Origin of the sequence: Halomonas sp. SL1 (assembly GCF_003030865.2) — a bacterium.
GTDB lineage: Bacteria > Pseudomonadota > Gammaproteobacteria > Pseudomonadales > Halomonadaceae > Halomonas > Halomonas halophila.
Map to the genome: position 1 here is coordinate 144,553 of NZ_PYUQ02000004.1, position 17,611 is coordinate 162,163.

Here is a 17,611-nt window from a genome sequence, read left to right on the forward strand (position 1 = left end):
AGGAGAGACCGCCATGATGACGCTGTTCGGCATCAAGAACTGCGATACCTGCCGCAAGGCGCGCAAGGCCCTGGAAGGCAAGGGTCAGCCCTTTCAGTTTCATGACCTGCGCGAGGACGGCCTGTCCGCCCCGCTGCTCGAGCACATCCTCGAGCGGGTGCCGGTGCTGACCCTGCTCAACAAGCGCAGCACTACCTGGCGCCAGCTGCCCGACGAGGACAAGGCCGACATCGACGGCGACAAGGCCCGCCGGCTGATGATGGCCAACCCCACCCTGATCAAGCGACCGCTGCTCGATACCGGCGACGACATCCTCGTCGGCTATCGCGACGGCGACTACGACAATCTCTAGGCGGCCCCCGGCCGACCTGAACTCCATCGAGAGGACCCCCACATGCTCAGCTTTGCACTCGGAATCGGCACCCAGAACACCCAGGGCGACTGGCTGGAGATCTACTACCCGGCGCCGCTGCTGAACCCGGACGCCGCCCTGGTCGAGGCCGCCGCCAAGGTGCTCGACGCCCCCGCCGGCAACGCCGCCGTCAGCTTCCTGCCCGAGCAGTGCGCCGCGCTGGCCGAGGCCCTGAAGGCCGCCGGCCACGCCGACCAGGCCGAGCTCGCCGAGGCCATGGCGGCCAGCCAGCGTCCGCTGGTGGCGACCTTCATCGCCGAGGACCTGCCGCCGCAGAGTGCTCCGGAGGTCTACCTCAAGCTGCACCTGCTGTCGCACCGCCTGGTCAAGCCCCACGGCACCGACCTGACCGGCATGTTCGGCCTGCTGCGCAACATCGCCTGGTCCAGCGAAGGCCCGATCGACATCGAGGAGCTGCCGGCCCGTCGCCTCAAGGCGCGCCTGGAAGGCCGCACCCTGTCGGTGGACTGCGTCGACAAGTTCCCCAAGATGACCGACTACGTGGTTCCGACCGGCGTGCGCATCGGCGACACCGCCCGCGTGCGCCTGGGCGCCTACCTCGGCGAGGGCTCCACCGTGATGCACGAGGGCTTCGTCAACTTCAATGCCGGCGCCGAAGGCCCGGGCATGATCGAAGGCCGCATCTCCGCCGGCGTGATGGTCGGCAAGGGCTCCGACCTGGGCGGCGGCTGCTCCACCATGGGCACCCTGTCCGGCGGCGGCAACATCATCATCAAGGTCGGCGAAGGCTGCCTGATCGGCGCCAACGCCGGCATCGGCATCCCGCTGGGCGATCGCTGCACCGTCGAGGCCGGCCTCTACATCACCGCCGGCGCCAAGGTCGCCGTGCTCGATGACCAGGGCCAGGAAGTCGAGGTCGTGGCCGCCCGCGAGCTGGCCGGCCAGGACGACCTGCTGCTGCGCCGCAACTCCCAGAACGGCCGCATCGAGTGCCTGACCAACAAGAGCGCCATCGCGCTCAACGAAGCCCTGCACGCCCACAACTGAGCCCTGCCCCGGCGCCTCACGGCGCCGGGGGACGGCCCGCCGGAATCCCGCATGACCTCGACCAGCTCCGACCCTACGCTCTCCCCGACCCTCGAACTCGCCATGGCGCTGATGCGCCGCCCCTCCGTGACCCCCGATGACCTGGGCTGCCAGGACCTGATGATCGAACGCCTGGAACGCCTGGGCTTCGCCATCGAGCGCCTGCCGTTCGGCGACGTCGAGAACTTCTGGGCGGTGCGCGGCCATCACGGCCCGGTGCTGGCCTTCGCCGGCCATACCGACGTGGTGCCGAGCGGCCCCGAGGTGAACTGGGAGCACCCGCCCTTCGCGCCCTGCATCGATGACGACGGCATGCTGTGCGGCCGCGGCGCCGCCGACATGAAGGGCAGCCTGGCCGCCATGGTCACCGCCGTGGAGCGCTTCGTGACCGCCCATCCCGATCATCCGGGGCGCCTGGCCTTCCTGATCACCTCCGACGAGGAAGGCCCGGCGGTGGACGGCACCCGCGCCGTGGTCGAGCACCTGCGCGAGTCCCACGACCGCCTCGACTACTGCATCGTCGGCGAGCCCTCCTCCACCGACCGACTCGGCGACGTGATCAAGAACGGCCGGCGCGGCTCGCTGGGCGGCGTGCTGCACGTCAGGGGCGTGCAGGGCCACGTGGCCTACCCGCACATGGCGCGCAACCCGATCCACGAGGTCGCCCCGGCGCTGGACGCCCTGGTGCGCGAGCACTGGGACGGCGGCAACGAATTCTTCCCGGCGACCAGTTTCCAGGTCTCCAACATCCGCTCGGGCACCGGTGCCACCAACGTGATTCCGGGCGAGGTGGAGGTGGTGTTCAACTTCCGCTACTCCACCGCGCTGACCCACGAGACGCTGCGCCAGCGCACCGAGGCGATCCTCGAGGCCCACGGCCTGGACTTCCACATCGACTGGACGCTCAACGGCGAGCCCTTCCTGACCTCGGAAGGCGCGCTGGTGGAGGCCGCGGTCGGCGGCGTCGAGGACGTGATGGGCCATCGCCCCGAGCTGTCCACCGCCGGCGGCACCTCCGACGGCCGCTTCATCGCCACCCTGGGCAGCCAGGTGGTCGAGCTCGGCCCGCGCAACGACACCATCCACAAGGTCAACGAACGGGTCCGCGCCGCCGACCTCGACGACCTCAGCCGGGTCTATGAAGCGATCATGACCCGGCTGTTCGTCGACGGCACGTCACGCCCCTGAGGACACCATGGAACGCTATCCCGACATCGAGATCTATCTGGCCCGCGTCGAGCCCGACGCCCTGAACGCCTGGCTCGGCGAGACCCTCGACGCCGCGCCGCTGAAGCCGGCCGGCAAGCACCGCTGGCGCACCCAGGGCCGCCACGACGGGGCCGAGATCCCGGTGCTGCTGGTCGAGAAGGCCGCCGACGGCTTCGCCAGCCTGTGGCTGGACAGCGCCGAATCGCCCTGGCCCACCGACAGCGACCTCGCCCGCGCCGCCGCCGCGCGACTCGGCTGCGAGGTGCGCTGCTCGCTGGGCGGCTGGCAGCCCGGCGACGACCCGGACCGCTTCCTGCAGGTGCTGCCGGACGGCGCCGAGGCCACCATCGACTGGCCCGACTCGGGGCAGTGAGCCGAAACGACATCGCCCCGCGGATGCGGGGCGATGTCGTTAAGTGCTGAGATATAGAGCTACCAGAAAGCTGGCGAGCGAAGGCCAGACAAGGCAAAAATCGACGAAAAGACGGAGTTTACTGAAGTAAATGAGTACTTTGAGTCGATTTTTAACGCCGTATGGCCGAGCGCAGCCGCTTTCCTCTCACGTAATGACGGTGACGTCGTCGGCCTGCAAACCTCTGTCATTGCGCGAGACGTGATACTTCACCTTCTGCCCCTCGGCCAGGGTGCGATGACCGCGACCGCGGATGGCACGGAAATGGACGAAGACATCCTCGCCGCTGTCACGGGTGATGAAGCCATAGCCCTTGTTGACGTTGAACCACTTGACCTCGCCGATCTCGCGGCCGTCGTCCTCGACCTCGGCGATGTTGGACAGCTGCGGCGTCAGGGCGTTGATCGCCAGGGTGGCCACCAGCATCAGCAGGAAGACCGCCAGGGCCGCCGCGACATAGACCACCGCCAGACCGCCGACCTCGAGGCTGGCGAACAGCTCGCGGGACAGCTCACCACCGGTGAGATGGACGAACAGCGCGATCAGCAGCGGCGCCGGTGCGGCCAGCAGCAGACTGACGATACTGCAACGAAACACGACCTTTCGATTCATAAACCTCGGATGCTCTCTTGTCATTGGGAACGGATGTGATGGGGGCGAGGCACCGAACGGCCCGCAGGCCGCCCTCGACCCGACTGCGCCGGCCGCGTTCGATGCATCGGCGAACGGGGCCACGACAGACCGCACCAGGACGAGCCTTGACACGGTATAAGGAGTCTATCATGCACGACGACGACACGCCCTCCGACGCCGCGGCGCGGCTGGAGGCCCTGGAGAGCCGGCTGGCCTACCAGGAACACTGGCTGGATACCCTGGACCGCACGGTGGCCGCCCAGGAAAAGCGCCTGATGCAGCTGGAACGCCTCAACGAGCTGATGCAGCACAAGCTGCGCGAACAGCGCCAGGCACTCCAGGAAGCGGACACAGCGACACCCCGCCCGGAGGACGAGGTGCCGCCGCATTACTAGCGATTAGCGTGATGCCAGAGCCCGACAGGCGGGCCTCGAGCCTCAGAGCGTTTCCAGGTAACGCTCGGCGTCCAGGGCCGCCATGCAGCCGGTGCCGGCGGAGGTCACCGCCTGGCGGTAGACGTGGTCCATGACGTCGCCGGCGGCGAACACGCCCGGCACGCTGGTGGCGGTGGCGTTGCCCTCGAGGCCGGACTGCACCTTGATGTAACCGCCGGCCATGTCCAGCTGGCCCTCGAAGATGCCGGTGTTGGGGCTGTGGCCGATGGCGATGAACACGCCCGGCGCGCCGATCTCACGCGTGCTGCCGTCCTCGGTGGACGTCAGCCGCGCCCCGGTGACGCCGCTGTTGTCGCCCAGCACCTCGTCCAGGGTGTGGTTCCAGATCAGCTCGACGTTGCCGTTCTCGGCCTTCTCGAACAGCTTGTCCTGCAGAATCTTCTCGGCGCGCAGGCTGTCGCGGCGGTGCACCAGGGTGACCTTGGAGGCGATGTTGGAGAGGTACAGCGCCTCTTCCACGGCGGTGTTGCCGCCGCCGACCACCACCACTTCCTGGTTGCGGTAGAAGAAGCCGTCGCAGGTGGCACAGGCGGACACGCCCTGGCCCATGAACTTCTGCTCGGAGTCCAGGCCCAGGTAGCGGGCGCTGGCGCCGGTGGCGATGATCAGGGCATCGCAGGTGTAGGTGCCGTTGTCGCCCTTCAGGGTGTAGGGCGTCTCGCGCAGCTCGACCTCGTGAATATGGTCGAACAGCACCTCGGTGTCGAAGCGCTCGGCGTGGCGCTTCATGCGCTCCATCAGCTCGGGGCCCTGCACGCCGGTGTCATCGCCCGGCCAGTTGTCCACGTCGGTGGTGGTGGTCAGCTGGCCGCCGGCCTGAATGCCGGTGATCAGCAGCGGTTTGAGATTGGCGCGGGCGGCGTAGACGGCGGCGGTGTAGCCGGCGGGGCCGGAGCCGAGGATGATCAGGCGTTCGTGGCGCGCTTCGCTCATGGGGAACCTCGCAGGTCTCGAAAGGGGTGGGGCAACGGGCTTGGCGATGGCGGCGAGCCGTCGGCATCGCGAAGGCCGCTGTAGGAGGCGAGGGGGCGGCCCGCAGGCCGCCCCGGGGGACATCGCACGGGCTTAGAGGGCGCCGGCGTGGTTGCCCAGGTAGCTCGCGACACCTTCGGCGGTGTCCTTCATGCCTTCCTGGCCTTCGTCCCAGCCGGCCGGGCAGACTTCGCCGTTCTTCTGGTGGAACTGCAGGGCCTTGACCATGCGCAGCATCTCGTCGACGTTGCGGCCCAGCGGCAGGTTGTTGACGACCTGGTGCTGGACGACGCCGTTCTCGTCGATCAGGAAGGAACCGCGCATGGCGACGCCGGCTTCCGGATGCTCGATGCCGTAGGCCTGGGTGATCTCGTGCTTGACGTCGGCCACGATCGGGAAGCCGACTTCACCGATGCCGCCCTTCTCCGGCGAGGTCAGGCGCCAGGCGTGGTGGGTGAACTGGGAATCGATGGAGACACCGATCACCTCGACGCCGAGCTCCTTGAACTGCGCCAGACGGTTGTCGTGGGCGATGATCTCGGACGGGCACACGAAGGTGAAGTCCAGCGGCCAGAAGAACAGCACGCGGAGCTTGCCATTGCTGTCGGACAGCTTGAAGTTATCGACGATCTCGCCGTTGCCGAGGACGGCGGCGGCTTCGAAATCGGGTGCTTGACGTCCAACCAGTACGCTCATGCAGATCTCCTTGAGTGAGTGATGGCATTCATGGGAGTAAAAGCGGAATGCCTACGCTAGGTCAGGCATCCTCGCCGCACCACCGAAGCGAGTCAATGGCACGGATAGGCAAAATCGATGACCGGCAGCGGCGGCGCGCACGCACGCCGCGGCGGCTCACAGCACCTCGTCGTCGCGTCCCAGGGTCAGCGACTCGAGCTCGCCGCCGACCAGCGACACCTCGATGCGCATCTGGATCGGCGAACAGCACTGCGGGCAGTCCTCCCAGGTCGTGTGGCTGCCCTGGGAAAGGTCGACCAGCAGGTCGAAGCCGGTATCGCAGTAGGGGCAGCGCACCGCGTGGCTGTCCAGCGCTTCCTCGTGCACGTCTGTCTCCCCCCGGCCGGGTCAATGCCTCGTTAGATGGGGCGCCGCGGCCGTCTTTTCAAGGGCGCCGGGCCCGCCGTCGGCGCGATGGTTGAAAAGGCCATCTATCATGACCATGTAATCGATAGCGGACCAGGATGGTTCGATCTTTCCCGCCGTGACAGGAGGACCCCATGAGCACTTCGTCCCTACCGGAGACGCTGCAGACCCTCGACGCCGCCGGCACCACCTTCCATTACCATAGCCTGCCCAAGGCCGCCGAGACGCTGGGCGACATCGATCGCCTGCCGATGACGCTGAAGATCCTGCTGGAGAACCAGCTGCGCTTCGCCGATCAGGAAGGCGTCGAGCGCGAGGACATGCAGGCGCTGGTCGACTGGCAGAAGACCGCCTCGTCCGATCGCGAGATCGGCTACCGCCCGGCCCGGGTGCTGATGCAGGACTTCACCGGCGTCCCCGGCGTGGTCGACCTGGCCTCGATGCGCGCCGCGGTCGAGACCCTCGGCGAGCAGCCGTCGCGCATCAATCCCCTGTCGCCGGTGGACCTGGTGATCGACCACTCGGTGATGGTCGACCACTTCGGCGACCCCAGCGCCTTCAAGGACAACGTCGCCATCGAGATGGAGCGCAACCGCGAACGCTACGAGTTCCTGCGCTGGGGCCAGCAGGCCTTCGACAACTTCCGCGTGGTGCCGCCGGGCACCGGCATCTGTCACCAGGTCAACCTCGAGTACCTGGGCAAGACGGTGTGGACCAAGGAGGAGGACGGCAAGACCTTCGCCTATCCCGACACCCTGGTCGGCACCGACTCCCACACCACCATGATCAACGGCCTGGGCGTGCTCGGCTGGGGCGTCGGCGGCATCGAGGCCGAGGCGGCCATGCTCGGCCAGCCGGTGTCGATGCTGATCCCCGAGGTGGTGGGCTTCAAGCTCACCGGCAAGCTGCGCGAGGGCATCACCGCCACCGACCTGGTGCTGACGGTGACCCAGATGCTGCGCAGCCGCGGCGTGGTCGGCAAGTTCGTCGAATTCTACGGCGATGGCCTCAAGGACCTGCCGCTGGCCGACCGTGCCACCATCGCCAACATGGCCCCGGAATACGGCGCCACCTGTGGCTTCTTCCCGGTCGACGACGAGACCCTCACCTACATGCGCCTGACCGGCCGCGACGAGGAGCAGATCGCCCTGGTCGAGGCCTACTGCAAGGCCCAGGGCCTGTGGCGCGAGCCCGGCGCCGAGCCCGTCTTCAGCGACACCCTGGAGCTCGACATGGGCGACGTCGAGGCCAGCCTGGCCGGCCCCAAGCGTCCCCAGGACCGCGTCACCCTGGCCGACATGCCGACGGCCTTCGCCAAGGTGATGGAGGACGACGGCAAGCCGCTCGGCGAATCCACCGAGAACGGCAAGCTGATGTCCGAGGGCGGCCAGACCGCGGTGGGCGTCGAGGAGAGCTACGAGCACCACGACAGCCAGGAGGTCGACCTCGAGGGCGAGGCCTTCCGCCTCGACCCCGGCGCGGTGGTGATCGCCGCCATCACCTCCTGCACCAACACCTCCAATCCCAGCGTGATGATGGCCGCCGGCCTGCTGGCGCGTAACGCCCGGGAGCGCGGGCTCGACACCAAACCCTGGGTCAAGACCTCGCTGGCGCCCGGTTCCAAGGTGGTCACCGACTACCTGGCCGCCGGCGGCGTGCAGGACGACCTCGACGCCCTGGGCTTCAACCTGGTCGGCTACGGCTGCACCACCTGCATCGGCAACTCCGGCCCGCTGCCGGAGCCCATCGAGCAGGCGATCACCGACGGCGACCTGACCGTGGCCTCGGTGCTGTCCGGCAACCGCAACTTCGAGGGCCGCGTCCATCCTCAGGTGAAGACCAACTGGCTGGCCTCGCCGCCCCTGGTGGTGGCCTATGCCCTGGCCGGCAACGTGCGCAAGGACCTGGCTCGCGACCCGCTGGGCGTCGACCGCCACGGCCAGCCGGTCTACCTGCAGGACATCTGGCCTTCCCAGGCCGAGATCGCCGAGGCGGTGGAACAGGTCCGCACCGAGATGTACCGCAAGGAATACGCCGAAGTGTTCGAGGGCGACGAGGTGTGGAAGGCCATCGATGTGCCCGAGAGCGAGGTGTACCAGTGGAACGAGGATTCCACCTACATCCAGCACCCGCCGTTCTTCGAGGGCATGGGCCGCGATCCCGCCCCCACCGAGGACGTCCACCGCGCCCACGTGCTGGCCCTGCTCGGCGACTCGGTGACCACCGACCACATCTCGCCGGCCGGCGCCATCAAGCCCGACAGCCCGGCGGGCCGCTATCTGCAGGAACGCGGCGTCAAGCCGGTGGACTTCAACTCCTACGGCTCGCGGCGCGGCAACCACGAGATCATGATGCGCGGCACCTTCGCCAACGTGCGCATCAAGAACGAGATGCTCGACGGCGTGGTCGGCGGCGAGACCCGCCACGTGCCTTCCGGCAAGCAGATGGCCATCTATGACGCGGCCATGCAGTACCAGCAGGAAGGCACCCCGCTGGTGGTGATCGCCGGCAAGGAATACGGCACCGGCTCCTCCCGCGACTGGGCCGCCAAGGGCACCCGGCTGCTCGGCGTGCGCGCCGTGCTGGCGGAGTCCTACGAGCGCATCCACCGTTCCAACCTGATCGGCATGGGCGTGGTGCCGCTGCAGTTCCCCGAGGGCGAGACCCGCGAGACCCTGGGCCTGACCGGCGACGAGCGTGTCTCCATCAAGGGCCTCGACGATCTCGCCCCGGGCGGCAAGGTCGAGGTGACCATCGAGAGCGACAAGGGCGAGCAGACGCTCGAGGCGCTGTGCCGCATCGACACCGCCAACGAGCTGGAGTACTACCGCCACGGCGGCATCCTGCACTACGTGCTGCGCAAGATGATCGGTTCGGCCTGATTCGCTGATTCCACAGCACCATGAAAAAGCCCCCGCCGTTGACCCGGCGGGGGCTTTCTTGTGCGGTCGATACTGAGCTCGATCGGCGCGCCTCAGAAGGAGCGGCGACGATAGGCGCGATACTCCGGCGTCCAGAAGTTGCGCTCGATGGCATTGCGCAGGGTCTGTTCATCGGACTTCAGCGCCACGCCCTCGCGCTGGGCCTCGGCGCCGACCTCGAAGGCGATCGCCTTGGACAGCTCGCGGATGTCGGCCAGCGCCGGCAGCACCGCGCCCTCGCCGGTCTTCGCCACCGGCGCCGCATCGGCCAGCGCCCGGGAGGCGGCCATCAGCATGGTGTCGGTGATGCGCTTGGCGCCGGACGCCACCACGCCGAGGCCGATGCCCGGGAAGATGTAGGCATTGTTGCACTGGGCGATCGGGTAGGAGCGGCCGCCATGCTCCACCGGGGCGAAGGGGCTGCCGGTGGCGACCATCGCCTGGCCGTCGGTCCAGCGGATCACGTCCGCCGGCACCGCCTCGGCGCGGGAGGTCGGGTTGGACAGCGGCATCACCAGCGGCGAGGCGCAGCCGGCGTGCATGGTGCGGATCACTTCCTCGGTGAAGATGCCCTGCTGGCCGCTGACCCCGAGCAGCACGGTCGGCTTGACCCGCTTGACCACCTCCAGTAGCGACTGGCCGTCCCAGTCGGCGACCAGCGTCGCCTCCTGGGCCAGGCGGCGCTGGAAGTCGCGTAGCCAGGCCTGGTCACCGGTCACCAGGCCCTCGCGGTCCACCATGTAGATGCGCTGGCGCGCCTCGGCCTCGGACAGGCCCTCGGTCTGCATGGCCACGACGATCTGCTCGGCGATACCACAGCCGGCCGAGCCGGCGCCGACCACCGCCACGCGCTGGTCGCTGACGGTCTCGCCGCGGGCCTTGCAGGCCGCCATCAGGGTGCCGACGCAGACGGAAGCGGTGCCCTGGATGTCGTCGTTGAAGCAGCACAGCTCGTCGCGGTAGCGGTCGAGCAGCGGCAGGGCGTTGGCCTGGGCGAAGTCCTCGAACTGCAGCAGCACGTTCGGCCAGCGGCGCTTCACGGCGGTGATGAACTCGGCCATGAAGACGTTGTACTCCTCCTGGGAGATACGCGGATGGCGCCAGCCCATGTACATGGGATCGTCGAGCAGGGTCTGGTTGTTGGTACCCACGTCGATCTGGATCGGCAGGGTATAGGCCGGGCTGATGCCGCCGCAGGCGGTATACAGCGACAGCTTGCCGATCGGGATGCCCATGCCGCCGATGCCCTGGTCGCCCAGGCCGAGGATGCGCTCGCCGTCGGTGACCACGATCACCTTGACGTTGTCCTTGGTCGCGCTGCGCAGGATGTCGTCCATGCGGTCGCGGTCGGGGTAGGACACGAACAGGCCGCGGTGGTTGCGGTAGATGTTGGAGAACTCTTCGCAGGCCTGGCCGACCGTCGGCGTATAGATGATCGGCAGCATCTCCTCGAGATGCTCGGAGACCAGCCGGAAATACAGGGTCTCGTTGTCGTCCTGGATGGCGCGCAGATAGATGTGGCGATCCAGGTCGGTCTGGCACTGGCGATACTGGCGATAGGCCCGCTCCGCCTGCTCCTCGATGGTCTCGACGTTCTGCGGCAGCAGGCCGATCAGATTGAACTCGAGGCGCTCCTCCCGGGTGAAGGCGCTGCCCTTGTTGAGCAGGGGCATTTCGAGCAGGGGCGGCCCGGCGTAGGGCACATAGAGGGGGCGCTTGGCTTCGCTGGTCATCAAGTTCTCTCTTTCCATGTCGGGAATGCGGGCCGTGGCGCTCTGCGGCGCCTTGGTCGGTACTCTACCACAACGGCGCCCCCGACCAGGGTCGGAGGCGCCGTTGTGGATCTCCACCTTGGGACACCGTGCCTAGACGAACCGGCCCAGGCCGACCGCCTCTCGCAGGCGATCCATGAAGGGGGCGGCCTCGGCCCGGGCACGCTCGGCGCCCTGCTTCAGCACGGCCTCGATGTGGGCGGGGTCTTCCAGCAGCGCCTGGTAGCGCTCGCGGGGCTCGCGCAGGTGGGCGTTCAGGTACTCGAAGACGCGGTTCTTGGCGTCGCCCCAACCGATGCCGTTCTCGTACTCGGAACGCATGGCCGCGGTCTCCTCGGCGCTGGCGAAGGCCGAGTAGATCTGGAACAGGGTGCAGGTGTCCGGGTCCTTGGGCTCGCCGGGCTCCAGCGAGTTGGTCTTGATCTTGCGGACCAGCTTCTGCAGCTTCTTCTCGGAGACGAACAGCGGAATGGTGTTCTCGTAGCTCTTGGACATCTTGCGCCCGTCCAGGCCGTTGAGCACCTGAACCCGCTCGTCCACCACCGCCTCGGGCTGGGTGAAGTACTGACCCTTGAACAGGTGGTTGAAGCGTCCGCCCATGTCGCGCGCCATCTCGATATGCTGGATCTGGTCGCGGCCGACCGGCACCTTGTTGGCGTTGAACATCAGGATGTCCGCCGCCATCAGCACCGGATAGCCGAACAGGCCCATGGTGATGCCGCGATCGGGATCGGGGCTGCCGGCTTCCTCGTTCTCCGCCACCGCCGCCTTGTAGGCGTGGGCGCGGTTCATCAGGCCCTTGGCGCAGACGCAGGACAGCATCCAGTTCAGCTCGGCGATCTCGGGCACGTCCGACTGGCGGTAGAAGATCGCGTTGTCGGTGTCGAGACCCAGCGCCAGCCAGGTGGCGGCGATTTCCAGGCGCGACTGCTGGACCCGCTTGGGGTCCTGACACTTGATCAGGGCGTGCAGGTCGGCGAGGAAGTAGTAGGACTGGACGCTCGGGTCCTGGCTAGCCGCGATGGCGGGCTTGATGGCCCCGACGTAGTTGCCGAGGTGGGGCGTGCCGGTGGTGGTGATCCCCGTCAGCACACGGGTCTTGTCGGAAGATGCGGTCATGAAAGCGGGACTCAGCTGACTCTCGAATGCCCGCTATGGTAACGCGGCGCCCCGGCCAAGGCGACCTGCCTGAGGCCGCCCGCGGGCTGATCCGGCGACAGGTCCCGGGGTGCCGGACCATCGAGGAGGCGCTGTGAACCCCTCCCTGGGCGCTACCGACGCCATCCTTGGCGTAGGACCTCCTCTTCGACCTGTCCCCGGCGCCCGCCAGCTATCGACTCGGTAACGGGAATCAGCCAATCAGTCGATCGACCTCCACGTAGTCGAGCCCGAAGGCCTCGGCCACGGCGCGATAGGTCAGCTGGCCGTCGTGGACATTGAGGCCCGCGGCGAAGTGGGCATCGTCGGCCAGCGCCTGCTGCCAGCCCTTGTCGGCCAGGGCGACGACGAACGGCAGGGTGGCGTTGGTCAGCGCCTGGGTCGAGGTGCGCGCCACCGCGCCGGGCATGTTGGCCACGCAATAATGCACCACGCCGTCGACCACGTAGGTGGGCTCGGCGTGGGTGGTCGGCCGGCTGGTCTCGAAGCAGCCACCCTGATCGATGGCCACGTCCACCAGCACGCTGCCCGGCTTCATCTCCGCCAGCATGGCGCGGGTGATCAGCTTGGGCGCGGCGGCGCCGGGCACCAGCACGGCGCCGATGATCAGGTCGGACTCGCGCACCGCTTCCTCGAGGGCGTCGGCGGTGGAGAACACGGTCTTCATGCGGCCCTGGTAGCGGTCGTCGAGGGTCTCGAGGCGCGGGATGGACTTGTCCAGCACCGTCACCTCGGCGCCCAGCCCCAGCGCCATGCGCGCGGCGTTCTCGCCGACCACGCCGCCGCCGATCACGGTGACCCGCGCCGGCGCCACGCCGGGCACGCCCGGCAGCAGCACGCCGGCGCCGCCCTGGGCCTTCTCGAGACTGTGGGCGCCGGCCTGCACCGCCATGCGGCCCGCCACGGTGCTCATCGGTGCCAGCAGCGGCAGCCCGCCGTCGGCCGCGGTGATGGTCTCGTAGGCGATGCAGGTGGCGCCGCTTTCCATCAGCCCCCGGGTCAGCTCTTCCTCGGCGGCCAGGTGCAGGTAGGTGAACAGCGTCTGCCCCTTCGAGAGCCTCGCGACCTCCTCCGACTGGGGCTCCTTGACCTTGAGGATCAACTCGGCCTCGGCCCACACCCTGGCCACATCGGGCTCGAGGCGCGCGCCGGCGGCCTCGTAGTCGGCATCGCTGAAGCCGGCGCCCTCCCCGGCGCCGGCCTGAACGACCACCGCGTGGCCGCGGCCGATCAGCTCGCGGGCACCGCTGGGCGTCAGGGCGACGCGGTATTCATGGTTCTTGATTTCCTTCGGAACGGCGATCTGCATGGACGATCCTCGCGGTTGGCCGATGGATGAGAATGGCTCACCACCTCATTACAGCACAGCAGAACGATCACGCAGACAGGCGCGCTTAAAAAGACAGGATTTTCAGGAAAGTGCCGAAAGGTACAGAACGTCGTTCGGCAAAACGGCCTTCTCACCACAATTCGCTCGACGAAACCGCCGCCGCCCTGCGGTTGCCCGACATCAGGGCCGGGAGCGGCCGCAGTTCCAGCAGGCATCGAACGCGCCTTCCAGCCGCTCGCCGCAACCGGGGCAGGTCCAGGCCGGGCGGTCCACGCGACCTTCGAGGGCGTCGTGGATCAGCGCCTCGGCCCGCGCCCGGTTGTGGGGCGCGACCCAGACCTCGGGTTCGCAGTCGCCCGGCGGCAGCTCACCGGCGCCGCCACCCAGGGTCAGGTTGCGCCGCTCGACGGGGATGCCGGCGACCTCCAGCAGGTTGGCCACGTGGCCGACCAGCAGCGGATTGGCGTGAGAGAAGACACGGACGAAGGCGAAGTCGTTCATGGGCGCTCGCGTTAAGGAAAAACGGGGCGCGCCGGATGGCGCGCCCCGTTTCATCGGGCCTCGATCAGTCGCGGAAGACACGCACGCCGAGGGCCTTGAGGTAGGCGGTCTCGGGAATCGCCGGGTGCACCGGGTGATCCGGCCCCTGGTGGCCCTGGAACAGGATCTGGGCGTGGCGATCCTGATGGCGGGCGGCACCGCGCACGGTGTCCACCAGACGCTCCGGCGCCAGATGCATCGAGCAGGAGGCCGACAGCAGCAGGCCGTCGCGGCCGAGCAGGCGCATGGCCTCGCGGTTGAGCTTGCCGTAGGCGCGCTCGCCGGCAGTGGTGTCCTTGCGCTTCTTGATGAAGGCGGGCGGATCCAGGATCACCACGTCGAACTGTTCGCCGTCGGCCTTGAGCGCGGCCATGGCCTCGAAGGCATCGCCCTCGCCCACCGCCACCTGCTCGTGCAGGCCGTTGAGGGCGGCGTTATCGGCGACCCGCTCCAGCGCCGGGGCGCTGGCGTCCACGCACAGCACCTCGCTGGCACCGCTGGCGGCGGCCTGAACGCCCCAGCCGCCGACGTAGCTGAACAGGTCGAGCACGCGCTTGCCGGCCACATGCTGGTTGAGCCAGGCGCGATTGACGCGGTGGTCGTAGAACCAGCCGGTCTTCTGGCCGTCGAGCACCGGGGCGACGAAGCGCACGCCGTTCTCCTCGAGCTCCACCGCCTCCGGCAGCGTGCCCTTGACCACCTCGATCTGGCTTTCGAGGCCTTCCTGACGGCGACCGGAGGTGTCGTTGCGCAGCACCACGGCGCTCGGGGAGACGACCTTGTCCAGGGCATCGAGCAGCGGCTCGAGCTGGGCCTCCATGCCGGCGGTGTTGAGCTGCACCACCAGCACGTCGCCGAAGCGGTCGATGATCAGCCCCGGCAGCAGGTCGCCCTCGCCGTGCACCAGGCGATAGAACGGCTTGTCGAACATGCGCTGGCGCAGGGACAGGGCCTGGTTCAGGCGGTGGACCAGCAGCGAGCGGTCGAGCTGCATGGCCGGGTCGCGGGACACCAGGCGCGCGCAGATCAACGAGTGGGCGTTGACGTAGGCCACGCCCAGCGCCTTGCCGTTGGCGGCCTCGACCTGGGCCTGCTCGCCGGGGGCGAAGTCCTTGAGCGGCGTGGCCTGGATGTCGATCTCGTTGGAGTACAGCCAGAGATGTCCCGCCTTGAGGCGGCGATCGGCGTTCTTCTTCAGGCGCAGTGAGCGTAGGGCGGTCATGTCGTGGCTCTCATCATGGAGGTCGTGGGGACGTTCGGGGAATGCCGGCCGTGGGCCCGGGCATCGAAATCGAATCGGGTGGCGGCGCTCAGGTCTGGCACTCGCCGCAGAAGACGCTGGCCCGCTGGCCCAGGGTCACCAGGCGCAGCTCGGCGCCGCAGCGCCGGCAGGGCTGGCCGTCACGGCCGTAGACGTTGAGCCGCTGGGCGAAGTAGCCCGGCTCGCCGGTGCCGCTGACGAAGTCGCGCAGGGTGGTGCCGCCCTGGGTGATGGCGGCGGCCAGCACCTCGCTGACCGCGGCCGCCAGGCGGTCGTAGCGCTCGCGCGAGATGCGCCCGGCGGCGCGCCGGGGATCGATGCCGGCCAGGAACAGCGCCTCGGCGGCGTAGATGTTGCCGACGCCGACGACCACGGCATTGTCCATCAGGAAGGGCTTCACGGCCATGCGCCGCCGGCGCGACAGCTCGTACAGCCGCCCGCCGTCGAAGGCCTCGGAGAGCGGCTCCGGGCCCAGCTTCGCGAGGCGCGCGTCGTGCTCGGCATCGCCGGCCAGCCAGTCGACGAAACCGAAGCGCCGAGGGTCGTGATAGCGCAGCACCGCGCCGTCGTCGAGCACCAGGTCGACGTGGTCGTGCTTCTTGGGCAGCTCGCCGACCCGGGCGATGCGCAGGCTGCCGGACATGCCGAGATGCCACAGCAGCGTGCCGCCGCCGCCCTCCACGGGGATCAGCAGGTACTTGGCGCGACGCCCCAGCGAGCCGATGCGCGCGCCCACCAGGCGGTCGATCAGGTCTTCCGGCACCGGCACCCGCAGGCGGGACTGGCGCACGATCACCTCGGTGATCTCGCGGCCCTCCACGTGCGGGGCAATGCCGCGCCGGGTGGTCTCGACTTCGGGCAACTCGGGCATGGAATGACCTGCTATCGGCGGCGTGCGGCGATCATACGCAAGAACCCGACCATCGGGCCGGGTTCTTGGGGACAGGCCGAGGCCTGCGGCGGAAGCGATCTCGGGAACCGCGGGGATCCCGACTTACTTGATCTTGGCTTCCTTGTACATCACGTGCTTGCGAACAACCGGATCGAATTTCTTCATCTCCATCTTGTCAGGAGTGTTCCGCTTGTTCTTGTCGGTGGTGTAGAAGTGGCCGGTACCGGCGCTGGACACCAGACGAATCTTGTCACGCATGAGTCTTCTCCCTTATGGAAACGCTTAGACGGTTTCGCCACGCTTGCGAATGTCGCCGAGCACCGCTTCGATGCCCTTCTTGTCGATGATGCGCATGCCTTTGGAGGAGACGCGCAGCTTGACGAAGCGCTTCTCGGACTCCACCCAGAAACGGTGGCTGTGCAGGTTCGGCACGAAACGACGACGCGTCTTGCGCTGGGAGTGTGAAACGTTGTTACCAGTCACCGGGCGCTTGCCGGTAACCTGACATACTTTGGACATGAGAGCCTCCAACCGCTTGGCCAGGTACGAATACCTGATTGTTCAAAACCTGTCGGGCAAAACCGGGACGACCCCGCTGTCATTTGACCCAAGGGAATTCAAAGGCTGCACTTTATACCAGAGTCAACGTTGCCAGACAAGCGACGTGCAGAAATGTGCAGCGGCATCGCCGGCCGACGTGGCCTCGGGGCCAGTCTCGGGCGAGCACGACTGCGTCTGCGGATTTTGATCGCGGCGGATTATAGCAGCCCTCGCTCGGCGAATGACACCACCTCGCCGTCACCGACCACGAAATGATCCAGCACCCGGATCTCGAACAGCCCGAGCGCCTCCTTGAGACGCTCGGTGATGCGCCGGTCGGCATCGCTGGGCTCGGCCACCCCGGAGGGATGGTTGTGAGCGAAGATGATCGCCCCGGCGCCCAGCTCCAGGGCGCGGCGCACCACCTCGCGGGGATACACCGAGGCGCTGTCGAGGGTGCCACGGAACAGCGACTCGAAGCGGATCACCCGATGCTGGCTGTCGAGGAACAGCGCCGCGAACTCCTCGTGGCCGAGATGTCGCAGCCGCGAGGCCAGATAGGCGCGCACCAGCGACGGCGAGGTCAGCGCATCCTCCCGCGCCAGCTGGCTGGCCAGGTGGCGCCGGGACAGCTCCAGCGTGGCCTGCAGCTGCACGAACTTGGCCTCGCCCAGCCCGCGTTCGGCGCAGAAGCGCGTACGATCGGCCTCCAGCAGCGGCCGCAGGCCGCCGAAGGCCGACAGCAGGTCGCGGGCCAGATCCACCGCCGAGCGCCCGGTCACGCCCACGCGCAGAAAGATCGCCAGCAGCTCGGCGTCGGAAAGCGCCTCGGAACCCAGCGCCAGCAGCTTCTCCCGGGGGCGTTCGCCCTCCGGCCAGTCACGAATCGACATCCCGGCCTCCCTGCCCGTTTTTCATCCTCAGGATAGTGTAGCCCCGAGACCGGCAGGCGATAG

At 68.1% G+C, this 17,611-nt stretch carries 19 protein-coding genes; 6 read left to right on the forward strand and 13 right to left on the reverse strand.

From position 1 onward, the window contains the following. The first annotated feature begins 13 nt into the window (after window positions 1–13). The 4 genes from C9J49_RS01575 to C9J49_RS01590 are packed head-to-tail and all read left to right on the forward strand — an operon-like array spanning window position 14 to window position 3,041. The gene (locus C9J49_RS01575) at window positions 14–352 is read left to right on the forward strand and encodes an arsenate reductase (RefSeq protein WP_046078370.1); all 339 of its coding nucleotides are present in this window, start codon (window positions 14–16) and stop codon (window positions 350–352) included. A 42-nt stretch (window positions 353–394) separates the two neighbouring features. Next, window positions 395–1,420, forward strand: coding sequence for a 2,3,4,5-tetrahydropyridine-2,6-dicarboxylate N-succinyltransferase (gene dapD, locus C9J49_RS01580; RefSeq protein WP_046078371.1), 1,026 nt, complete (start codon window positions 395–397; stop codon window positions 1,418–1,420). Between the two features lie 51 nt (window positions 1,421–1,471). After that, on the forward strand, window positions 1,472–2,647 hold the full coding sequence (dapE, locus tag C9J49_RS01585; protein WP_046078372.1) for a succinyl-diaminopimelate desuccinylase: 1,176 nt from the start codon (window positions 1,472–1,474) through the stop codon (window positions 2,645–2,647). A gap of 7 nt (window positions 2,648–2,654) precedes the next feature. Next, a complete protein-coding gene (locus tag C9J49_RS01590) occupies window positions 2,655–3,041 on the forward strand; it encodes a hypothetical protein (RefSeq protein WP_046078373.1) in 387 nt (128 codons plus the stop codon). A 186-nt stretch (window positions 3,042–3,227) separates the two neighbouring features. On the opposite strand, the gene C9J49_RS17390 is transcribed toward C9J49_RS01590, so the two are convergent. Beyond that, complete coding sequence (locus tag C9J49_RS17390) at window positions 3,228–3,692, reverse strand: cold-shock protein (protein WP_016853440.1); 465 nt, start codon at window positions 3,690–3,692, stop codon at window positions 3,228–3,230. A 170-nt stretch (window positions 3,693–3,862) separates the two neighbouring features. On the opposite strand from C9J49_RS17390, the gene C9J49_RS01600 reads away from it, so the two are divergent. After that, entirely contained in the window at window positions 3,863–4,108 is a 246-nt protein-coding gene (locus C9J49_RS01600; RefSeq protein ID WP_046078374.1) for a SlyX family protein, read from the forward strand. Window positions 4,109–4,150: 42 nt separating this feature from the next. Here C9J49_RS01600 and trxB read toward each other — a convergent pair whose 3' ends face one another. The 3 genes from trxB to C9J49_RS01615 all read right to left on the reverse strand — a co-directional run bounded on the left by trxB (window position 4,151) and on the right by C9J49_RS01615 (window position 6,202). After that, the gene (gene trxB, locus C9J49_RS01605) at window positions 4,151–5,101 is read right to left on the reverse strand and encodes a thioredoxin-disulfide reductase (protein WP_107181099.1); all 951 of its coding nucleotides are present in this window, start codon (window positions 5,099–5,101) and stop codon (window positions 4,151–4,153) included. A 132-nt stretch (window positions 5,102–5,233) separates the two neighbouring features. After that, window positions 5,234–5,836 carry a peroxiredoxin gene (locus C9J49_RS01610; RefSeq protein WP_016853437.1) on the reverse strand — a complete coding sequence of 201 codons (603 nt, stop codon included), beginning with the start codon at window positions 5,834–5,836 and terminating at the stop codon, window positions 5,234–5,236. Between the two features lie 156 nt (window positions 5,837–5,992). After that, on the reverse strand, window positions 5,993–6,202 hold the full coding sequence (locus tag C9J49_RS01615; RefSeq protein WP_035592719.1) for a CPXCG motif-containing cysteine-rich protein: 210 nt from the start codon (window positions 6,200–6,202) through the stop codon (window positions 5,993–5,995). Window positions 6,203–6,375: 173 nt separating this feature from the next. Here C9J49_RS01615 and acnA point away from each other — a divergent pair, with 173 nt between their 5' ends. Further along, on the forward strand, window positions 6,376–9,123 hold the full coding sequence (acnA, locus tag C9J49_RS01620) for an aconitate hydratase AcnA (protein WP_107181100.1): 2,748 nt from the start codon (window positions 6,376–6,378) through the stop codon (window positions 9,121–9,123). Window positions 9,124–9,215: 92 nt separating this feature from the next. Here the strand turns inward: acnA and C9J49_RS01625 are convergent, their stop codons facing one another. The 9 genes from C9J49_RS01625 to radC form a co-directional block, all read right to left on the reverse strand. Next, the gene (locus C9J49_RS01625; RefSeq protein ID WP_046078377.1) at window positions 9,216–10,895 is read right to left on the reverse strand and encodes an NAD-dependent malic enzyme; all 1,680 of its coding nucleotides are present in this window, start codon (window positions 10,893–10,895) and stop codon (window positions 9,216–9,218) included. Window positions 10,896–11,027: 132 nt separating this feature from the next. After that, the gene (locus C9J49_RS01630; protein ID WP_046078378.1) at window positions 11,028–12,053 is read right to left on the reverse strand and encodes a tryptophan--tRNA ligase; all 1,026 of its coding nucleotides are present in this window, start codon (window positions 12,051–12,053) and stop codon (window positions 11,028–11,030) included. 232 nt (window positions 12,054–12,285) lie between these two features. Further along, window positions 12,286–13,401 (reverse strand): alanine dehydrogenase, encoded by a 1,116-nt coding sequence (gene ald / locus C9J49_RS01635; protein ID WP_107181101.1) that lies wholly within the window; start codon window positions 13,399–13,401, stop codon window positions 12,286–12,288. A gap of 201 nt (window positions 13,402–13,602) precedes the next feature. Further along, the gene (locus tag C9J49_RS01640) at window positions 13,603–13,923 is read right to left on the reverse strand and encodes a DUF2007 domain-containing protein (protein WP_046078380.1); all 321 of its coding nucleotides are present in this window, start codon (window positions 13,921–13,923) and stop codon (window positions 13,603–13,605) included. 64 nt (window positions 13,924–13,987) lie between these two features. Continuing rightward, window positions 13,988–15,184, reverse strand: coding sequence for a class I SAM-dependent rRNA methyltransferase (locus tag C9J49_RS01645; protein WP_107181102.1), 1,197 nt, complete (start codon window positions 15,182–15,184; stop codon window positions 13,988–13,990). Window positions 15,185–15,272: 88 nt separating this feature from the next. Further along, window positions 15,273–16,094 carry a bifunctional DNA-formamidopyrimidine glycosylase/DNA-(apurinic or apyrimidinic site) lyase gene (gene mutM, locus C9J49_RS01650; protein WP_046078382.1) on the reverse strand — a complete coding sequence of 274 codons (822 nt, stop codon included), beginning with the start codon at window positions 16,092–16,094 and terminating at the stop codon, window positions 15,273–15,275. 123 nt (window positions 16,095–16,217) lie between these two features. After that, window positions 16,218–16,373 (reverse strand): 50S ribosomal protein L33, encoded by a 156-nt coding sequence (gene rpmG / locus C9J49_RS01655; protein ID WP_016856547.1) that lies wholly within the window; start codon window positions 16,371–16,373, stop codon window positions 16,218–16,220. Window positions 16,374–16,397: 24 nt separating this feature from the next. After that, on the reverse strand, window positions 16,398–16,634 hold the full coding sequence (rpmB, locus tag C9J49_RS01660) for a 50S ribosomal protein L28 (protein WP_035592734.1): 237 nt from the start codon (window positions 16,632–16,634) through the stop codon (window positions 16,398–16,400). Window positions 16,635–16,873: 239 nt separating this feature from the next. After that, a complete protein-coding gene (gene radC, locus C9J49_RS01665) occupies window positions 16,874–17,548 on the reverse strand; it encodes a DNA repair protein RadC (RefSeq protein WP_046078383.1) in 675 nt (224 codons plus the stop codon). Window positions 17,549–17,611 lie beyond the last annotated feature (63 nt).

Coding starts and splice junctions, on each gene's coding strand:
- C9J49_RS01575 (WP_046078370.1), top strand. CDS start 14: ATGATGACGCTGTTCGGCATCAAGAACTGCGATACCTGCCGCAAGGCG.
- dapD (WP_046078371.1), top strand. CDS start 395: ATGCTCAGCTTTGCACTCGGAATCGGCACCCAGAACACCCAGGGCGAC.
- dapE (WP_046078372.1), top strand. CDS start 1,472: ATGACCTCGACCAGCTCCGACCCTACGCTCTCCCCGACCCTCGAACTC.
- C9J49_RS01590 (WP_046078373.1), top strand. CDS start 2,655: ATGGAACGCTATCCCGACATCGAGATCTATCTGGCCCGCGTCGAGCCC.
- C9J49_RS17390 (WP_016853440.1), bottom strand. CDS start 3,692: ATGAATCGAAAGGTCGTGTTTCGTTGCAGTATCGTCAGTCTGCTGCTG.
- C9J49_RS01600 (WP_046078374.1), top strand. CDS start 3,863: ATGCACGACGACGACACGCCCTCCGACGCCGCGGCGCGGCTGGAGGCC.
- trxB (WP_107181099.1), bottom strand. CDS start 5,101: ATGAGCGAAGCGCGCCACGAACGCCTGATCATCCTCGGCTCCGGCCCC.
- C9J49_RS01610 (WP_016853437.1), bottom strand. CDS start 5,836: ATGAGCGTACTGGTTGGACGTCAAGCACCCGATTTCGAAGCCGCCGCC.
- acnA (WP_107181100.1), top strand. CDS start 6,376: ATGAGCACTTCGTCCCTACCGGAGACGCTGCAGACCCTCGACGCCGCC.
- C9J49_RS01625 (WP_046078377.1), bottom strand. CDS start 10,895: ATGACCAGCGAAGCCAAGCGCCCCCTCTATGTGCCCTACGCCGGGCCG.
- C9J49_RS01630 (WP_046078378.1), bottom strand. CDS start 12,053: ATGACCGCATCTTCCGACAAGACCCGTGTGCTGACGGGGATCACCACC.
- ald (WP_107181101.1), bottom strand. CDS start 13,401: ATGCAGATCGCCGTTCCGAAGGAAATCAAGAACCATGAATACCGCGTC.
- C9J49_RS01640 (WP_046078380.1), bottom strand. CDS start 13,923: ATGAACGACTTCGCCTTCGTCCGTGTCTTCTCTCACGCCAATCCGCTG.
- C9J49_RS01645 (WP_107181102.1), bottom strand. CDS start 15,184: ATGACCGCCCTACGCTCACTGCGCCTGAAGAAGAACGCCGATCGCCGC.
- mutM (WP_046078382.1), bottom strand. CDS start 16,094: ATGCCCGAGTTGCCCGAAGTCGAGACCACCCGGCGCGGCATTGCCCCG.
- rpmG (WP_016856547.1), bottom strand. CDS start 16,373: ATGCGTGACAAGATTCGTCTGGTGTCCAGCGCCGGTACCGGCCACTTC.
- rpmB (WP_035592734.1), bottom strand. CDS start 16,634: ATGTCCAAAGTATGTCAGGTTACCGGCAAGCGCCCGGTGACTGGTAAC.
- radC (WP_046078383.1), bottom strand. CDS start 17,548: ATGTCGATTCGTGACTGGCCGGAGGGCGAACGCCCCCGGGAGAAGCTG.